We start from the raw sequence: 18,194 nt of genomic DNA, 5'->3' as shown, positions 1-18,194 counted from the left end.
CCTACTGTCAGAATTAACAGTTCTGACAAACGGCCCCCTCAAAGCCCCTCCAACTCCGCCATCAAATCACTCAACCGATCCACCGTCCCGGCACTGATCTCATTCCCCGCCAACCCCTCAATATATTCAGCCAACTCCGCCACCGTACTGCACTCGAACATCGCCCTCAGCGGCACATCCCGCTGCAAGGTCTTCTGCACCCGCGAAGCGATCTGCGTGGCCAGCAACGAATGCCCGCCCAGTTCGAAGAAGTTGTCCGCCACCCCAACCCGCTCGACCTTGAGCACCTCGGCCCAGATCGCGGCCAAGGTGGTTTCCAGCTCGTTGCGCGGCGCCAGGTAGTCCTGGCTGTGAAGCTGGCCGATTTCCAGGGCCGGCAGGGCCTTGCGATCGAGTTTGCCGTTGGCGTTGAGCGGCAGGCGGTCGAGCCAGAGCCAGTGCAGCGGCACCATGTAGTCCGGCAGTTCGGCGCGCAGGCGTTGCTTGATGCGGTCCAGGCGTTCGCTTGGGCTCAGCGAGGCGTCCGCCGCCACCAGATAGCCGACCAGGTGCTTGCCGTTGATGCCTTCCTGCACGCTCACGGCCGCATCGCGGACTTCGGGTTGTTCGTGCAGGCGCGCTTCGATTTCGCCGAGTTCGATGCGGTAGCCGCGAATCTTCACCTGGTGGTCGATACGCCCGACGTACTCCAGCACGCCGTCGCTGCGTCGCCGCGCGAGGTCGCCGGTGCGGTAGAGCCGCTCGCCCGGTGCGCCAAACGGGTTGGGCACAAACACCGGGGCGGTGCGCAGCGGGTCGCTGACGTAGCCGCGACCGACACCCGTACCGGCGACGCACAACTCGCCCACCACGCCCTGGGGAACCAGCTCCAAAGCACCATCGAGCAGATACAAACGGTTGTTGTCGGTCGGCGTGCCAATCGGCAGATAAGTGCCACGGGTCGAGGCCAGGTCGACGCGGAAGAACGCTACGTCGTCGGAACATTCCGCCGGGCCATAGGCGTTTACCAGGCCAATCTGCGGATAACGCAGCAACCACTGATGCGCCAGTTCCGGCGGCATGGCTTCACCGGTCGGCAGCATCCAGCGCAGGCCATCCAGGCCAATACGGTCCTGGGCCAACATGCCCTGGATCAGCGACGGTACGCTTTCCAGCAGGGTGATGCCTTGGGCCTGGACATGTTCCAGCAAGCCTTGGGGATCATGGGCGATGCTGTTCGGCACAATGTCCACCCGTGCGCCGAACAGCGGCGCGGCGAGGAACTGCCACACGGAAATATCGAAGCTCTGTGACGCGGTCTGCGCGATCACATCCGCGTCGCTCAAGGCCAGGTACGGCGCCTTGCTCAGCTGGTTATTGAGCATGCCGCGCTGTTCCACCATCACGCCCTTGGGCAAGCCGGTAGAACCCGAGGTGTAGATCACATAGGCGAGGTTGTCCGGGCCGCTGTAAATGCCGGGGTTTTCCCCGCGTGCGGGCACTTCTTCCCACACCAGCAATTGGCAGTCGAACCCTTCCAGCAACTCGATCGCCTGTTCGCGGCATGCCTCGGTGCACACCAGCAAGGGCGTGCGGCTCAGCTCGATGATGCTGCGCAAGCGCTGGCTCGGCAGGCCCGGGTCCAGCGGCAGGTAACCGGCACCGGCCTTGAAGCTGCCGATGATCATGCCGAGCAAATCAAGGCCGCGCTCGGCCAGCAACGCCACCGGTTGATCCAGGCCGACACCCGCCGCGATCAGCGCATGGCCCAGGCCGTTAGCCTTCCGGTTCAGCGTGTCATAGCTCCATTGCTGGTCCAGGCAACTGGCAACGATGCGCTGCGGATGCGCCGCCACCTGGGCTTCGAACAGTTCGACATAGCTGCGTTCCAGCGGGTAGTCATGTTCGCTCTGGTTGCAGCCGTTGAGCAGGAACTCACGCTCCTGCTCGCCCATCAGCGGCAGGTCCGCCATGTCGCCATGGAAACCCTGCACCAGCGCCAGCAGCAAGCGCTTGAACTCGCCCAGCATGCCTTGCACGGTGGTTTCGTCGAAGTAGCGCTGGTCATAGGAGAGGTGCAATCCGAGGTCATCGCCTGGATAGCACACGGCGGTCAGCGGGAAGTTGGTGTGGGTGCGGCCCGAATCCGAGGTGGCATTGAGACTCTGTGCACGGTCCAGCACCGAGACTTCCACCGGGGCGTTTTCGAACACGAACAGGCTGTCGAACAACGGCTGGCCCTTGGGCAGTTCGCTGTGTTCCTGGATCGTCACCAACGGCAGGTATTCGTACTCGCGCAGTTGCATATTGCTGTCGAGCAGGCCGCTCAGCCATTGGCGCACGCTGCAGCGCTGATCATCCTCGGGCAGTTTGACCCGCAGCGCGATGCTGTTGATGAACAGGCCGACGGTGCGCTGCATCTCGGGCATGTCCACCGGGCGCCCGGCCACGGTAACGCCGAACACCACGTCGCGCTCGCCGCTCAAACGGCGCAACACAAGGGCCCATGCCGCCTGGGCAAAGGTGTTGATGGTCAACTGATGGGCCTGGGCCAGCTCGCGCAGTTGCGCACCGTCGCGCGCATCGAGACGGGTGTAGCAGTCCCCCACCACCATGCCGCCGCTGTGGCCCGCGTGTTCGCGCAGGAACGGCCGGTCGCTCGGAATCGGCGTGGTGCGCTCGAAGCCTTGCAGGTTCTGTTGCCACCACTGGCGCGCTTCATTCAGGTCCTGGCGTTGCAGCCAGGCAATGTAGTCGCGGTAGCGCGGTGGCGCGGCCAGTTGCGCGTCGCGGCCTTCGCCGAGGGCCGTGTAGAGGTCGAAGAAGTCATTCATCAGCAACGAACGGCACCAGGCATCGATGAGGATGTGGTGGTTGCTCATCATGAACCAGTAGCGCGCCTCGGCGACGCGGATCAGGCGCAGGTGGAACGGCGCCTGGTTGAGCAGATCGAAACCGGCTTCGCGCTCCTGCTTGAGCAGGGCTTGCAGGCGTGGTTCCTGTTCGGCTTGCGGGTCGTTGCTCCAGTCCAGGTATTCGATCGGCGTGCTGCCGGGTTTATGGATGACTTGCAGCATGTCTTCGCCGACGTTCCAGCAGAACGACGCGCGCAGGGCTTCGTGGCGGGCGATCACCGCCTGCCAGGCCTGGGCGAAACGCTCGGGGTCCAGGGCGCTGTTGATGCGGTAGCGGTCCTGCATGTAGTAAAGGCCGGTGCCCGGTTCCAGCAGGGTGTGCAGCAGCAGGCCTTCCTGCATCGGGGTCAGCGGGTAGACGTCTTCGATGGCGCTGGCCGGCACCGGCAGGCTGTCGAGTTGTGACTGGGTCAGGTGCGCCAGGGGGAAGTCGGACGGCGTGAGGCCGCCGGCATCGTCCTGGATACAGTGTTGGACCAGGCTTTGCAGTTCAGCCAGGTAGGCATCGGCCAGTTCGCCAATCGTGCGCGGATCAAATCGCTCGCGGCTGAAGGTCCAGCGCAGCACCAGCTCACCGCCGTACACCTGGCTGTCGACGCTGAGTTCGTTGGGCAGCGGCGCGTCCGGATCATGGGCCAGGCCTGCGGATTCATCCAGCGGATGGAACAGCGCATCGGCGCCGAAGCTCTGGTCGAACTGGCCAAGGTAGTTGAAGGTGATCGGCGCGCTCGGCAGTGCGGCCATGCTCTGTCTGCAGGCATCATCCGCCAGGTAGCGCAGCACGCCGTAACCCAAGCCTTTATGCGGCACGCCGCGCAGTTGTTCCTTGATCGCCTTGATCGAGTCGCCCTGGGTCGCTTGCGGGGTCAGGCGTAGCGGATAAGCACTGGTGAACCAGCCGACACTGCGGGTCAGGTCGATGTCATCGAACAGGGCTTCGCGGCCGTGGCCTTCCAGCTGGATCAGCGCCGAGGCGTGCCCGCTCCAGCGGCACAGCACGCGCGCCAGGGCGGTCAGCAGCAGGTCGTTGACCTGGGTGCGATAGGCGCTCGGTGCCTGTTGCAGCAACTGGCGGGTGTGTTCGGCGTCCAGGCGCACGCTGACGCTGTCGGCATCGCGATGGCGCAGCGAGCCTTGCGCGCGGGCCACCGGCAATGCCGTGTCGGGCCCGGCCAGTTGCGCCTGCCAGAGGCTCAACTCTTCACGCAGCGATTCGCTGCCGGCATAGGCTTGCAAACGCGCGGCCCAGTCACGCAGGGCGCTGGTCTTGGCCGGCAGGCTGACGGGCTGGCCGTCGCTGAGTTGGCGGTAGACCGTTTGCACGTCTTCCAGCAACACGCGCCACGACACGCCATCCACCACCAGATGATGGATCGCGATCAGCAGGCGTTGCTGGCCCTCGGGACCGTCCACCAGCAAGGCGCGCAGCAGCGGACCGTGCTGCAGGTCGAGGCTGCGCTGGGTGTCGGTGAACAAGGCGGTGCAGTCCGCCATGTCGCGCACTTGCGCCTGCAGCAGCACCCCGCCTTGGGGCACCGCCAGATGTTCGGCGTGCCACTGCGCGTCGCGCTTGCTGAAGCTCAGGCGCAGGGCGTCGTGGTGTTCCAGCACGGCCAGCAGCGCTTGTTCCAGGCGATGGGGCTGCAGCAGTTGCAGCGGTTTTAGGACCAGCGCCTGGTTCCAGTGCTGACGCTGTGGAATCTCGGTGTCGAAGAACCAGTGCTGGATCGGCGTGAGGCCCGAGCTACCGGTCAGCACGCCCTGCTCCGCCGTGACCTGCTCGGTGCGCGTGGCAACGGCGGCCAGGGTCTGCACGGTCTGGTGCTGGAACAGGTCACGCGGGCTGAAGTGTATGCCCGCCTGCCGTGCACGGCTGACCACCTGGATCGACAGGATCGAGTCGCCGCCCAGCTCAAAGAAGTTATCGTCCAGGCCGACTTGCTGCACGTTCAACACCGCGCACCAGATCGCCGCCAACGTGCTTTCGAGCGTATTGCGCGGCGCCACGTAGGCGTGGCGGTTGGCCTCGGGATCGGGTTGCGGCAAGGCCCGGCGGTCGAGTTTGCCGTTGGCGGTCAGCGGCATGCTGTCCAGTACGATCAGGTGCGCCGGCACCATGTAGTCCGGCAGATGCGCCTTGAGGTGGATCTTCAGCGCGTCTCGCAACGTGGCGTGGTCGGCGTCGCTGACCAGGTACGCCACCAGCTGTTTGCCACTCGGCGCATCCAGCGCCAGCACCACCGCTTCGCGCACAGCTTCGTGTTCCAGCAGGCGGGTTTCGATTTCGCCCAGTTCAATACGGAAACCGCGGATCTTCACCTGATGATCGATGCGCCCCAAGTATTCCACCAGGCCATCGGCGCGCTGGCGCACCAGGTCGCCGGTGCGGTACAGCCGTGCGCCATTGCGGGCAAACGGGTCGGCGACAAAGCGCTCGGCGGTCATGCCGGGACGCTGGTGATAACCCTGGGCCAGGCCGGCGCCGCCGATATACAACTCGCCGCTCGCCCCCTGCGGCAGCAACGCCAAGTCGGCGTCGAGAATATAGGCCACACGGTCACCGATAATGCTGCCGATCGGCACGCTGCCGGTACCCTCCTCCAACTGCTCGGGCGCAAGGCTGGCCAGCGGCATCACCACGGTTTCGGTCGGACCGTAGGCGTTGAAGAACATGTGAGGCTGGAACGCCGCGCGGATGCGCTGCAAGTGCTCGCCGGTGAGCGCTTCGCCGCCGGTGATGCACATGCGCACCGGCAAGGTCTGCTGCCGGGTCGCCAGCCACTGCGCCAACTGGCTGCCGTAGCTGGGCGTAAAGCCCAGAATGTTGACGCGATGGGTGCGGATCAGCGCGCAGATTTCTTGCGCATCCCACTGGCCCTGGGCTCGCAGCACCACCTGCGCACCGCTGAGCAGCGGCACCAGCAAACGCTCGGTGGCGGCGTCGAAGTTGATCGAATAAAAGTGCAGTTCGCAGTCGTCCGGGCGCATGCCGAAACGCTCGATCACGGCCTGGCAATGCATGGCGATTTCACCGTGGCACACCACCACGCCTTTCGGCTTGCCGGTGGAGCCGGAGGTGTAGATCAAGTAGGCCTGATGGTGCGCCAGGCTGATAAACGGCAGCTCATCGCTCGGGTAGTCGGCAAGCCGCGGCACATCATCCTCAAGGCACCAGCACGCCACGCTCGCCGGCAATTCGCCGAGGGCCTGGAACATGGCCGCGTCGCTGAGCAGCAGGCCAATGCCGCTGTCTTCGATCATGTAGTGCAGACGGTCCAGCGGGTATTCCGGGTCCAGCGGCACATAGGCACCGCCGGCCTTGAGGATCGCCAGCAGGCCGATGACCATTTCCAGGGAACGCGGCAGCGCCAGGCCGACGCGCACCTGTGGGCCGACGCCGCGCTCGCGCAGCATCCAGGCCAGGCGGTTGGCGCGAGCGTCCAGTTCACGGTAGCTGAGCGTCACACCGGCAAAGGTCAGCGCGGGCGCATCGCCACGGGCTGCCGCCTGCTGGCTGAACAATGGATGAAGACACTGGTCGAGGCGGCGTTCGCCCGCTTCGATACCCAGGCTGTCCTGCAATACGCGTTGCTCGGTGGCGCTGAGCAACGGCAGTTCGCTGAGGCGCTGTTGGGGGTCCGTGATCAAGGCCTCCAGCAGGTTGCGCCAATGCTCGGCCATGCGTGCGATGCGCGGCTCGTCGAACAGGTCGGTGCTGTAGGTCAGGCAGCAACCCAGGCGATGGTCAAGGTCGGTGACTTCCAGGTTGAGGTCGAACTTGGTCGCGCGGGCGTCGTTCGCCAAGTACTCCACGCTCATGCCGGCCAACTGGCGGCTTTGCTGGAACTCCCAGCGCTGCACATTGCACATCACCTGGAACAGCGGGTTGTAGGCCGCGCTGCGCGGCGGTTGCAGGGCTTCGACCAAATGGTCGAATGGCAGGTCCTGATGGGACTGGCCCTCGATCACGGTGTGGCGCACCTGCTCAAACAACTGCGCCACAGTCATCTGCCCATCGAGCTGGCAACGCAGCACCTGGGTATTGAGGAACGCGCCAATCAAGCCTTCGCTTTCCGGGCGAATGCGGTTGGCCACGGGCGCACCGATGCGCAGGTCGTTCTGGCCGCTGTAGCGGTAGAGCAATACGGCCAGGGTGGCGGTCATGGTCATGAACAGGGTCAAGCCGCGCTCGGCATTGAACGCACGCACGCGGGCGGCCAGGTCATCGCTCAGATCGAAGCGGTACAGCTCGCCCCGGTGGCTTTGCACAGGCGGCCGTGGCCGGTCGCCAGGCAGTTCCAGCAGCGGATGTTCGTTGCCCAGTTGCGCGGTCCAGTAGTCCAGCTGGCGCTGGCGTTCGCCGGATTCCAGCCATTGGCGTTGCCACACGCTGTAGTCCAGGTACTGCACCGGTAACGGCGCCAGCGGCGATTCGCGTTCGTCGATAAAGGCTTCGTACAGCGCGCTGAGTTCACGGGCAAAGATGTCCATGGCCCAGCCTTCGGTGACGATGTGGTGCAGGGTCAGCACCAGATAGTGTTCCTGCTCGCCGGCCTTGACCAGGCACGCACGCAGCAACGGCCCTGTTTCCAGGTTGAACGGCGTGTGCGCTTCTTGATCGGCCAGTTGTTGCAGACGCAGTTGGCGCTCGGATTCGCCGAGGCTTGAGACGTCCTGCCAGTCCATGCGCAGGCCCGTTTGCGGCGAGACCTTTTGATAGGCCACGCCATCGATGCTCGGGAAAGTGGTGCGCAGGGTTTCGTGACGCATGATCAGCGCCTGCAGCGCCGCCTCGAAACGCCCCACATCCAGTACACCACGCAGGCGCGCCATGCCACCGACGTTGTAGGCCGGGCTGTCCGGTTCCATCTGCCACAGGAACCACATGCGCTGCTGGGAATACGACAGCGGCACCGGTTGGCTGCGGTCGACCTTGGCGATGGCGGTCTGCTGGTTGCGTTGGCCTGAGGCCTGGATCAAGCCGACTTGCTCGGCAAATGCGCCCAACTCACTGGCTTCGAACAAGATGCGCAACGGCAGCTCGACATCACAGGCCTGGCGGGTACGGGAGATGATTTGCGTAGCCAGCAACGAGTGGCCGCCCAGGGCGAAGAAGTCATCACGCAGGCCAACGCGCGGCAGGCCCAGCACTTCGCGCCAGATCGCGGCGATCTGCTGCTGCAAAGGGGTCTCGGGTTCGACATGTTCGCGGGTTTGCCACACCGGATCCGGCAGCGCGCGACGATCCAGCTTACCGCTGGGGCTCAAGGGCATGGCGTCCAGGCGTATCAGCAGCGCGGGCACCATGTACTCCGGCAGCTCGGCGGCCAGGGCGGTTTTGACCTGCTGTTCGTCAAGTTCGCCATGGGCGGTGAAGTAGCCGATCAATTGCCCGTCGCGCACCAGCACGACGGCTTGGCCGATGCCGTCCAGGGCCAGCAGGCGCGCTTCGATTTCTTGCGGTTCCACCCGGAAACCGCGCAGCTTGACCTGCTGGTCGAGACGGCCGAGGTACTCGAGCACCCCGCCGGCGCTCCAGCGCGCGCGGTCACCGGTACGGTACAGGCGCGCACCCGAGTGGTCGGCGACAAAACGCTCGGCCGTCAGCCCGGCACGCCCAAGGTAACCCCGGGCCAGGCCGATGCCGCCGATGCACAGTTCACCCGGCACGCCCAACGGCACGGGGTTGAGCTGCTCATCCAGCACACGGCAGGTCACATTGCCCAGCGGGCGACCAATCGGTGAACGCTCGCCGTCTTCGGCGCGGCAGTGCCAGTGGGTCACGTTGATCGCGGTTTCGGTCGGGCCATAGCGGTTGTGCAACTGCACCGCCGGCAGCTGCGCCAAGACGCGGTTGCGCAACTCGGCGGGCAAGGCTTCGCCGCCGGAGAACAGGCGACGCAGACTGGTGCATTCGGCTGCCAGGGGTTCGTCGATAAACAATTGCAGCAGCGGCGGCACGAAGTGCAACGTGGTCACCCCGTGTTGCTGCACCAACTGTGCGATACAGTGCGGGTCACGGTGCTCGCCAGGGCCGGCCAGCACCAGGCGGCAACCGGTGATCAGCGGCCAGAAGCATTCCCACACCGACACGTCGAAACTGATCGGCGCCTTTTGCAGCAGCACGTCGGTTTCATTCAATTGATAGGTGGCCTGCATCCACTGCAAGCGCTCGGCCAGGGCGGCATGGGTATTGCCCACGCCCTTGGGCTGGCCGGTGGAACCGGAGGTGTAGATCACATAGGCCAGGTTATCGCCGTGCAGGCGCAGGCCGGGTGGCTGGGTGGGCCAACTGTCCAAGTGCAGGCTGTCCATCGCAATCACGCACACGCCGCTGGCACTGGGCAGTTGTTCCAGCAACGCGGTCTGGGTCAGCAACAAATGCACGCCGCTGTCCTTGAGCATGTAGGCCAGGCGCTCGGCGGGGTAATCCGGGTCGAGCGGCACGTAGGCGCCACCGGCCTTGATAATCGCCAGCAGGCCGATCAGCAGTTGCGGCGAGCGCTCGGCGGCGATGGCCACGCACACGTCCGGGCCGACGCCTTTGTCGCGCAGGTAATGGGCCAGGCGATTGGCCTGGGTGTGCAGTTGGGCAAAGCTCAGGTGGCCGTCCTGCCAGACCAGTGCGGTGCTGTCCGTGGTGTGCTGGTTGAGCAGTTCGGGCAGCCACTGTTGCGCAGGCGCGCAAGGTGCCTGGCTCCACGGTTGCTGCTCGTCGTGCTGCATCAGCGCGAGTTCGCCGATGGCCTGTTGCGGTTGTTCGCAGATCGCCTGGAGCAGGTTGATGTAGTGCGTGGCCATGCGCTGGATGGTGGCGGTGTCGAACAGTTCGTCGGCGTAGTCGAACGACAGGCTCAGGCGCCCGTTGCGGTCTTCTTCGCTGTGCAGTTGCAGGTCGAACTTGGCCTCGCGGCTGTGCCAGGCCAACTCGTCGGCGAGCAGCCCCGGGAGACGGCGCAAGGCGCTAAGGTCGCGTTGCTGATGATTGAACATGACTTGGAACAGGCCTTGTTCGCGGGCCTGGGGGAACGCTTCCAGCAGTTGCTCGAACGGCAGGTCCTGATGCGCCTGGGCGCCCAACGCCGTGTCGCGAGTAGCGGCCAACAGCGTGTTGAACGGCAAGCGCCCGTCCAGCTCGGCACGCATGACCTGCGTATTGATGAAGAAGCCGACCAGGCCTTGGGTTTCCTGGCGCGGGCGGTTGGCGCTGGGCACGCCGATGCGGATATCGCGCTGGCCGCTGTAACGGTAGAGCAGCACCTGATAGGCCGCCAGCAACAGCATGAACGAGGTGGACTCGCTGGCCTGGGCGGTATGGCGAATGGCGTGGCTGAGGCCGGCCTCCAGGCGCACGGTGTGCCGCGAAGCGCTGCGGTGCTGTTGCGCCGCGCGCGGGTGGTCGGTGGCCAGGATCAGAGCGGGATGCTCGTCTCCCAGTTGCGCTTTCCAGTACGCCAACTGGCGCTGGCCTTCGCCTGCGGCCAGCCATTGGCGCTGCCAGCTGCCGTAGTCGGCGTAGTGCAGGGCCAGGGGTGGCAACGCCAGGGTCTGGCCTTGGGCAAAGGCGGCGTACAGGCGTGAGAACTCGTCCATGAGGATATTCAGCGACCAGCCATCGGCGATGATGTGGTGCAGCGTCACCAGCAGTTGGTGATCTTCATCGTCCAGGCGCACCAGGGTTACCCGAAGCAGCGGGCCTTTTTCCAGGTCGAACCGGGTGCGGGCTTCGTCTTCGCGGATCTGCTGCGCGCGCGCTTCGCGCTTGGCCGCAGGCAGGTCGCTGAGGTCGATGACGTGCAGCTCGAAAGCGCTTTTGGCATCGATACGCTGGAAGGCCTGGCCGTCTCTCTCGTAAAAGCGGGTGCGCAGGGCTTCGTGACGCTGGGTCAATTGCTCGAAGCTCAAACGCACGGCGTCTTCATCCAGCTCGCCGCGCAGGCGCAGGGCACCGGGGATGGTATAGGCGCTGCTGTACGGGTCCAGTTGCCAGGTGATCCACAGGCGGTTTTGCGCCAGGGATTGGGGCAGCTCGTCGTGGCGCGACAGGCAAGGGATCGCACCTTGGGCAAGGCCGCCATCCTGCTGCAACTGCGCAACGCCGGCGGCAAAACCTTGCAGGGTTGGCGCTTCGAACAGCAGGCGCAGGTTCAGCTCCAGGCCCAGGGTTTCACGCAGGCGCGCGACCACCTGGGTGGCGGTGATGGAGTTGCCGCCGAGCAGGAAGAAGTGGTCATCGGCGGCGACGGAGGCGACGTGCAGTTGCTCACACCAGATCGCGGCGATGCGGTCTTGCAGCTCGGATTCCAGCCCCCCATGGCTCGCCGGCGCTTGCAGGTCGGGGAACTGTGCATAGCTGTCGAGGCTGCCATCCTTGTGGCGAAGCGCGCACGCCGCACGTTGCACCTTGCCGCTGGACGTCTTCGGCAACGCACCGGGATTGAGCAATACCACCACGCTCGGCGCTTGCTGATACGCCTCGGCGACGGCCTGGCGGATCGCCTTGACCAGCGCTTCGGGCGGCAGGATTTTCTGCACGCTGCGGCTGATTTCAGCGGCAATGCCGATGCCTTCCAGGTCCTGATCATTCACGGCAAATGCGGCAACCCGGCCCTTGCGCACCACCTCCACTTCGCGCTCGATGGTCTGCTCGATGTCCTGCGGGTAGAGGTTGTGGCCGCGCACGATCAGCAGGTCTTTGAGGCGGCCAGTGATGTACACCTGGCCGTCGCGGATAAAGCCCAGGTCGCCGGTGCGCAGCCAGGTACGCCCGGCATGTTGCACGAAGGTCCTGGCCGTGGCTTCGGGGTTGCGCCAGTAGCCATGGGCGATGCTCGGCCCGCTGGCCCAGAGTTCGCCCACGCGGTTGTCGGCCAGTTCGCTCAGGGTGTGTGGGTCGGCGATCAGTACGGCGTGTTCGGGCTGGCTGGTACCGCAGCTCATGATCGCACTGCCCTGCCCAGGCTCGGCGCGGTTGGCGGCCAGCGCCTGTTCATCGACATGCAGCGCCGCAATGCCGTGGCCACGTTTGCCACCGGCGACAAACAGGGTCGCCTCGGCCAGACCATAGGAGGCGAAGAAATTGTTCGGGGTGAAACCGCAGGCGGTGAACTTCTCGGCGAAGCGTTCCAGGGTGTCGAGGCGGATCGGTTCGGAGCCGGAATACGCCACGCGCCAGTGGCTCAAGTCGAGGCGCTCCAAGGCCGATTCGCTGACCCGCTCGCTGCACAGGCGATAAGCGAAATCCGGGCCGCCGCTGATTGTGCCGCCGTATTCGCTGATCGCTTCGAGCCAGCGCAACGGCCGGCCGAGAAAGTAGGCCGGCGACATCAGCACACAGGGCACGCCGCTGAAGATCGGTTGCAGCAGGCCGCCGATCAGGCCCATGTCGTGGTACAGCGGCAGCCAGCTGACGATCACGTCATCCGGGTTGAGGTCGATGCCGAAGCCGCGACGGATCAGCACTTCGTTGGCCACCAGGTTGCCGTGGCTGACCTGCACGCCCTTAGGCAGCGCGGTCGAGCCGGAGGTGTATTGCAGGAAGGCGATGTCGTTGGGGTGCAGGTCGGGAGCGATCCAATCGCCAGCGCTTTTCAGATGATCGATGCTCATTATGGGCGGCGCGCCTTCGATCTGCGCCAAGCCGTCGGCAAGGCTGGCGATGGTCAGCAACAGGCGCGGCTCCGCATCGCTGATGATCGACAGTAGACGCTCCTGGTGATGACGGCGGGTCGACTCCGGCGGGTAGGCCGGCACCGCGATGACGCCAGCGTAGAGGCAGCCAAAGAACGCCGCGACGTAATCCGGGCCGCTGGGGAACAGCAACACCGCACGGTCGCCCTGGCTCGCATTGGCCTGCAAGGCGGCGGCGATGCAGCGGGCGCGTTGGTCCAGGTCGCGGTAACTGAGCACCACGCTCTGTTCGGCGGACTCGGCGAGGAAGCGCAGGGCCACCTGGTCCGGGGTCTGCGCGGCGCGGCGCTGAAGGGACTGGACCAGCGTGAGGGGAAGTTCGAAGGCGTCCATCATGGGGTTCCTGCCTGAAATCGGCTTGCGGGAAATTCGGGAATTGAAGAGGCTTTCAACCGGCGGCCAGTTGCCGTGCCGCACCGTGGCGCCAGCGGGCCAGGTGTTCGTCGGCATAGCGCCGCACGCGGCGCAGCACGGCGCTTTCGTGTTGCACGAGGAAGAAGTGGTGGCCGTCGAACATGTCCAGCGAAAAGCCGCTGGCCGCCTCAAGCTGCCAGTCGAGCAACTGGTCGGCGCGCACGCTGTCCTGCTTGCCGCCGAATACGTGGATCGGCACGTCCAGCGGCGCGCGCTCGCCATAGGTAAAGCTGCCGCACAAGAGGAAATCGGCGCGCAGGATCGGCAGCATCAATTGCATCAACTCAGGGTTGGCCAGGGCTTCTTCGGTGGTGCCTTGCAGTTCGCGCAGGCGGGCGATCAGTTGTTCGTCGGTCTTTTCGATGGCGTATTCACTGACATCGCGACGCGCCGGCCCGGCCGTGCCGGAGGCAAACAGCGCCAGCGGCGCCGGCACCTTGCGCGCCCCCAGCGCATGGGCCAGTTCGAACGCGAGCAGGCCGCCCAGGCTGTGGCCGAACAGGGCATAGGGGCCGCTCAAGTCGCGGCTGATTTCGTCCGCCAGTTGCGCGGCCAAGGCCTTGATGTCGCGCTGCAACGGCTCGTCCATGCGCATGCCACGGCCGGGCAACTCCAGCGGGCATACCTGCAACCACTTCGGCAGCGCTCGCCGCCAACGCGCGTAAACCATGGCGCTGGCGCCCGAATAGGGCAGGCAGAACAGGCGCAGTCGAGGCGGCGTACTCATCTGGCGACGACTCCAAACTGAAACACGCTGTATGCACGATAAAAACCCATTTTGCCCTCCTGCGGGTGCTGATCCTTGGCCGTTTTACTAACAGCCTGTCACCCAGAAGAACGGACGGCAGCGGCAAATAATTAGTCGTCGGGTACGCGCGAGACGTGGTTCACACCTAACAAGAAAGCATAGGATTAGTTCGTCTTCTCATTTGACAATAATTATCATTAAGCATAATTTGTTGCCCGATGTGTAGGAGGCTTCAGCAAGGACGCCCTCCCCTAACTTCTTTTGCTACAAGGTGAATTCCATGACGGAACAAGTATCCACAGGCAGGTGCGACTCACCGCTTCTCCAGGCATTCGTCGACAATCGGTTGATCCTGGTGAAGATCGCGGCACGCATTACCGGGTGCCGCTCCCGTGCCGAAGACGTAGTGCAGGACGCCTACTTCCGGCTGCAGTCGGCGCCGACGATCACGTCGTCATTCAAGGCCCAGCTCAGTTACCTGTTCCAGATCGTGCGCAACCTGGCGATCGATCATTACCGCAAGCAGGCCCTGGAGCTCAAATACTCAGGGACCGAAGAGGAAGGCTTGAATGTGGTTATCCACGGCGCTTCTCCGGAAACCTCGCACATCAATTTCAGCACCCTGGAAAACATCGCCGACGCCTTGACGGAGCTGCCCCAGCGCACCCGCTATGCGTTCGAGATGTACCGTTTGCATGGCGTGCCGCAAAAGGACATCGCCAAGGAATTGGGGGTGTCGCCAACGTTGGTGAACTTCATGATCCGGGATGCGCTGGTGCACTGCCGCAAGGTATCGGGCACTCACAGCGATACGTTCGCGCGGCGGGTTTGACATTAACGGCCGCACTGAATAATTGATCATTCCCACGCTCTGCGTGGGAACGATCACTGTCGGGGCGCAGGGGTAATGTCGATGCGATAGGGCTCGAAAATCTTCAGCATCTGGCCATTGTCCCGCAGTTGCTTGAGCAGCTCGGAAAACGCTTCGCCCGTGATCGGCGCTTTCGGGCGCAGCAATGCGTAGTGGTGATACACCTGGTCGATGCGCTCCGATACCAGGAACTGCGCGGCCATATCTGCGTTGCGCACCATGAAATCACTCAGGTACGAACGGGTCACCAAGGCGATATCGGCACGCCCACGCGCGACCATCAGCAGGTTGCTGTCATGGGAGTAGGTCAACGTGGCGTTGAACTGCTCGACCATGGACTTGGGGTCGGGGTTGAAGTGGGCGAAGGCGTAGTGATAACCGCTGAATACGGCCAGCCGCTTGCCTTTGAGGTCTGCGAAATAGCTCTGGCCGCGACCGGGCTCACGCTGGGCGACGAAAATCTCCGCGTCCTCCAGCCCCAGGTCGACGGCAGTGTGGGGAATCTCCTGCCAACCCCAGTCAGGGTTTTCGAAGATCGCCATGTCGATCCGGCCCTGCTCGAAATCGCGAAAACGCCGCGGGATAGAGGTGGGCACCAACACAAACTGGTAATCGCTTTGCAAGGCGTTCAGCGCCACAATCAGTTGTGGCAGCAGGCCGGTGTCGGCGCCCTGCTCCGGACGCACGGTGTAAGGAGGAAAATGCGCCGCGCCGACCCTTACCAGCTGCGCAGCCAAGGCCGGTATGCACCAAGCGCTGCCCAATGCCCAAAAGGTAAGTCCTGCGGCCAGCCGCCGTGGCGAAAACATCAAGGCACACACCGTTCAAAAGGCTAATGGCGATAAACTAGGCGTTTTTGTCTGGCGAGACAACTTTCTACCGGTAAATTAATAGCTTGCGTCAGGGGAGGCTTTGAGCACCATCAGCAGGGCTTCTTGCGCCAATTGTTCGAGGGTCAGGCCACCCTCGGCGCGGTACCAGGTGGTGGTCCAGGACAGCGCGCCGGTGAGAAACCGCCGGGTAATGACCACATCGCCGCGTATATAACCTGCCGCCTTGGCCTCCCCCAGCACTTGCAGCCAGATGTCTTCGTACATGTCGCGCAGGGCCAGCACCTGTGCCTGGCCTTGCGTCGACAGCGAGCGCCATTCGTACACCAGCACCGCCATGGCCTCGCCGCTGCCACCCATGATCGACTGCAATTCGCAACGAATCAGCACCAGCACACGTTCGCGTACGTCCACCGCGTCTTCAAGGCAAGCGCGCATCATCGCGGTGTTGTAGCGGATCGTTTCTTCCATTACCGCTCGCAGGATCTCGTCCTTGCTTTTGAAGTGATGAAAGATGCTACCGGACTGGATGCCCACGGCGCTGGCCAGGTCACGCACGGTGGTACGCTCGAAGCCCTTGTTGCGAAACAGGTGGGCCGCGGTTTGCAGCAGCTTGCCCCGGGCGCTGTCGGGGTCGGTCAATTGGCCGCCGTCGACCATGGTGCGCATCACCCGCAGGGCGTTGTGCTCATCCATGCCTCTCTCCTTGCTTCTACGGTCGTGTTGGCCGGCAATTTAGGCCGTGCCGGCCAACCAAGCAAGCGCTTGGCGGAACTACAGGGCCGGGCTACGCTCTATCCCCAACAGAAAGGGAAGAGTACGGGAACCTGCGCAATGCCTCATTGGCTGATTATTGACCTTGAAGCCACAACGGATGAAGGCGGCTGGCCCGTGACGGAGATGGAAGTCATCGAGATCGGCGCGAGCCTGGTCAACCGCCAGGGGCGCGAGCTGGATCATTTCCAGCGCTTTGTACGGCCGCTGCGCCGGCCGCTGCTGACGCCCTTCTGTCGGCAACTGACACACATCACCCAGGCGAACATCGATGGCGCCGCGCCGATCACCGAGGTGTGGCCGCTGTTCGAGCGCTGGCTGGGCCAGCACCGGCCGCGCCTGGAAGGCTGGGCCAGCTGGGGGGATTACGACCGCCGCCAACTGGAACTGGAGTGGCAGCGCCATGGCCTGGCCAGCGCGCTCGCCGATACGCCCCATGTGAACCTCAAGCAACGCTTCGCCAAGGCCCGGCGCCTGGACAAGCCCCTGGGGCTCAACGGCGCCCTGCAATTGGCGGGGATGCAGTTCCATGGCCAGCAACATCGGGCGCTGGAAGATGCGCGCAACACCGCGCGCCTGCTGCCGCTGATTTTGCCGGTCTAGGCAGCTCCCGACGGCTTGGGCATACTGAGCAACCTTTTCTTGCGGCTCAACTGTAGGAGCGAGCTTGCTCGCGAAGAAGGCCAACGATAACGCAGCGCTATCAGATGGCCCGTGTCGCTTATGCGTTTTTCGCGAGCAAGCTCGCTCCTACGGTAGAGTCTCAACCCCCTTTTCCGAGGAACCGCCCATGTTTAAAGTCAACGAGTACTTCGACGGCACCGTCAAGTCCATCGCTTTCGGCACCGCAAAAGGTCCGGCGACCATCGGCGTCATGGCCCCCGGCGAATACGAATTCGGCACCGACCAACGTGAAATCATGCACGTGGTCTCCGGCGCCCTGGTCGTCAAGCTGCCTGATGCCGAGTGGGAAACCTTCGCCGCCGGCAGCCAGTTCAACGTACCGGCCAACAGCAAGTTCCAGTTGAAGGTCGCCGTGGACACCGCCTACCTGTGCGAATACCGCAGCTAAGGCTTCCTGGCAGTCAAAAAAATGCCCGTCTCCCCAGAGACGGGCATTTTTTATGGCCAGTAACGCTATTCGAGTATCGTCACCGGCATCCCGATTTCCAGGCGCCCGTTGCCATCGTTGACCAGGTTCTGGCCGAACATCGCCCCCTGCTCGGTCTTGCGATAGGACTCCAGCGTGGCGAAGGGTTCGCGGTCGGCGTTGCGCTCGCCGGTCTGCGGGTCGATGGTGGTCAGGATGCAGCGCGAGCATGGCTTGACCACTCGGAATTCCACATCACCGATGCGCAGGCGTTTCCAGCCGTCTTCAGCAAAGGCGTCGCCGCCTTCGATCACCAGGTTGGGGCGAAAGCGCAGCATGTCCATCGGGCGACCGATGCGCGCGCATAAATCGTCCAGGGAAGCCTGGCCGATCAACAGCAGCGGGTAGCCATCGGCAAAGCCTACCTGGTCATCGTCCTGGCCGTATCCGGCATCAGTGGCCCGCGCGCGCTCCAGGGGCATTTGCACCAGGCGCGTCGGCTTGCCGATGAAGTCACTGACCCAGGCTGCGGCTTCGTCGCCGGCATCCGGCACGCGCAGGGTGTCGCGCCAGATGGTTACGCCACGCAACGCGGCGTCGCTGCCGGGCAGCGCCACGTCCAGCGGCGCGTACCCCGGCGAACTCAGGGTGAGTCCACCGCTGCGGTTCCACAGCGCCGACAATTGGCTCATCTTCGCCACGGCACGCTGGGTAAGGAAACGCCCGCTGGCCTCGTCCACCAGCATCCAGCGTCGATCGCCGTCCACCCCGAGCTTATCCAGGCCGACCTGCTGCAGTCTTTCGGCCTTGCCGGACTTCAAGGGGTAACGGTACAACGCGCTGAGACGAAGCATGGGCCTGCATTCCTGAGAGGACTAGGCCG

The 18,194-nt window shown here is 64.2% G+C and carries 8 protein-coding genes; 3 read left to right on the top strand and 5 right to left on the bottom strand.

Going from position 1 to position 18,194, the window contains the following annotated elements; translation table 11 throughout:
• Positions 1-38 precede the first annotated feature (38 nt).
• Both ACLH0H_RS17700 and ACLH0H_RS17695 read right to left on the bottom strand, forming a co-directional pair.
• Complete coding sequence (locus ACLH0H_RS17700; RefSeq protein WP_411378981.1) at positions 39-12,920, bottom strand: non-ribosomal peptide synthetase; 12,882 nt, start codon at positions 12,918-12,920, stop codon at positions 39-41.
• A gap of 52 nt (positions 12,921-12,972) precedes the next feature.
• Positions 12,973-13,725, bottom strand: coding sequence for a thioesterase II family protein (locus tag ACLH0H_RS17695; RefSeq protein WP_411378980.1), 753 nt, complete (start codon positions 13,723-13,725; stop codon positions 12,973-12,975).
• Between the two features lie 301 nt (positions 13,726-14,026).
• Between ACLH0H_RS17695 and ACLH0H_RS17690 the strand changes: the two genes are divergently transcribed.
• Positions 14,027-14,578 (top strand): RNA polymerase factor sigma-70, encoded by a 552-nt coding sequence (locus ACLH0H_RS17690; protein ID WP_076953019.1) that lies wholly within the window; start codon positions 14,027-14,029, stop codon positions 14,576-14,578.
• Positions 14,579-14,631: 53 nt separating this feature from the next.
• Here the strand turns inward: ACLH0H_RS17690 and ACLH0H_RS17685 are convergent, their stop codons facing one another.
• Together ACLH0H_RS17685 and ACLH0H_RS17680 are read right to left on the bottom strand one after the other, a co-directional pair.
• Positions 14,632-15,426: a substrate-binding periplasmic protein gene (locus ACLH0H_RS17685; protein WP_411378979.1), complete on the bottom strand. Its 795-nt coding sequence runs from the start codon at positions 15,424-15,426 to the stop codon at positions 14,632-14,634.
• 78 nt (positions 15,427-15,504) lie between these two features.
• A complete protein-coding gene (locus ACLH0H_RS17680) occupies positions 15,505-16,143 on the bottom strand; it encodes a TetR/AcrR family transcriptional regulator (RefSeq protein ID WP_411378978.1) in 639 nt (212 codons plus the stop codon).
• A gap of 138 nt (positions 16,144-16,281) precedes the next feature.
• On the opposite strand from ACLH0H_RS17680, the gene ACLH0H_RS17675 reads away from it, so the two are divergent.
• Together ACLH0H_RS17675 and ACLH0H_RS17670 are read left to right on the top strand one after the other, a co-directional pair.
• On the top strand, positions 16,282-16,824 hold the full coding sequence (locus ACLH0H_RS17675; protein WP_411378977.1) for an exonuclease domain-containing protein: 543 nt from the start codon (positions 16,282-16,284) through the stop codon (positions 16,822-16,824).
• Between the two features lie 187 nt (positions 16,825-17,011).
• Positions 17,012-17,293 carry a pyrimidine/purine nucleoside phosphorylase gene (locus ACLH0H_RS17670; RefSeq protein ID WP_411378976.1) on the top strand — a complete coding sequence of 94 codons (282 nt, stop codon included), beginning with the start codon at positions 17,012-17,014 and terminating at the stop codon, positions 17,291-17,293.
• A gap of 65 nt (positions 17,294-17,358) precedes the next feature.
• Here the strand turns inward: ACLH0H_RS17670 and ACLH0H_RS17665 are convergent, their stop codons facing one another.
• Complete coding sequence (locus tag ACLH0H_RS17665) at positions 17,359-18,165, bottom strand: MOSC domain-containing protein (protein ID WP_411378975.1); 807 nt, start codon at positions 18,163-18,165, stop codon at positions 17,359-17,361.
• Between the last annotated feature and the right edge of the window lie 29 nt (positions 18,166-18,194).

It is taken from the genome of Pseudomonas sp. MPB26 (assembly GCF_046605355.1).
GTDB classification, from domain to species: Bacteria; Pseudomonadota; Gammaproteobacteria; order Pseudomonadales; family Pseudomonadaceae; genus Aquipseudomonas; species Aquipseudomonas cedrina.
This window is presented reverse-complemented; position numbering and strand designations above follow the sequence as displayed.

Coding starts and splice junctions, on each gene's coding strand:
- ACLH0H_RS17700 (WP_411378981.1), bottom strand. CDS start 12,920: ATGATGGACGCCTTCGAACTTCCCCTCACGCTGGTCCAGTCCCTTCAG.
- ACLH0H_RS17695 (WP_411378980.1), bottom strand. CDS start 13,725: ATGAGTACGCCGCCTCGACTGCGCCTGTTCTGCCTGCCCTATTCGGGC.
- ACLH0H_RS17690 (WP_076953019.1), top strand. CDS start 14,027: ATGACGGAACAAGTATCCACAGGCAGGTGCGACTCACCGCTTCTCCAG.
- ACLH0H_RS17685 (WP_411378979.1), bottom strand. CDS start 15,426: ATGTTTTCGCCACGGCGGCTGGCCGCAGGACTTACCTTTTGGGCATTG.
- ACLH0H_RS17680 (WP_411378978.1), bottom strand. CDS start 16,143: ATGGATGAGCACAACGCCCTGCGGGTGATGCGCACCATGGTCGACGGC.
- ACLH0H_RS17675 (WP_411378977.1), top strand. CDS start 16,282: ATGCCTCATTGGCTGATTATTGACCTTGAAGCCACAACGGATGAAGGC.
- ACLH0H_RS17670 (WP_411378976.1), top strand. CDS start 17,012: ATGTTTAAAGTCAACGAGTACTTCGACGGCACCGTCAAGTCCATCGCT.
- ACLH0H_RS17665 (WP_411378975.1), bottom strand. CDS start 18,165: ATGCTTCGTCTCAGCGCGTTGTACCGTTACCCCTTGAAGTCCGGCAAG.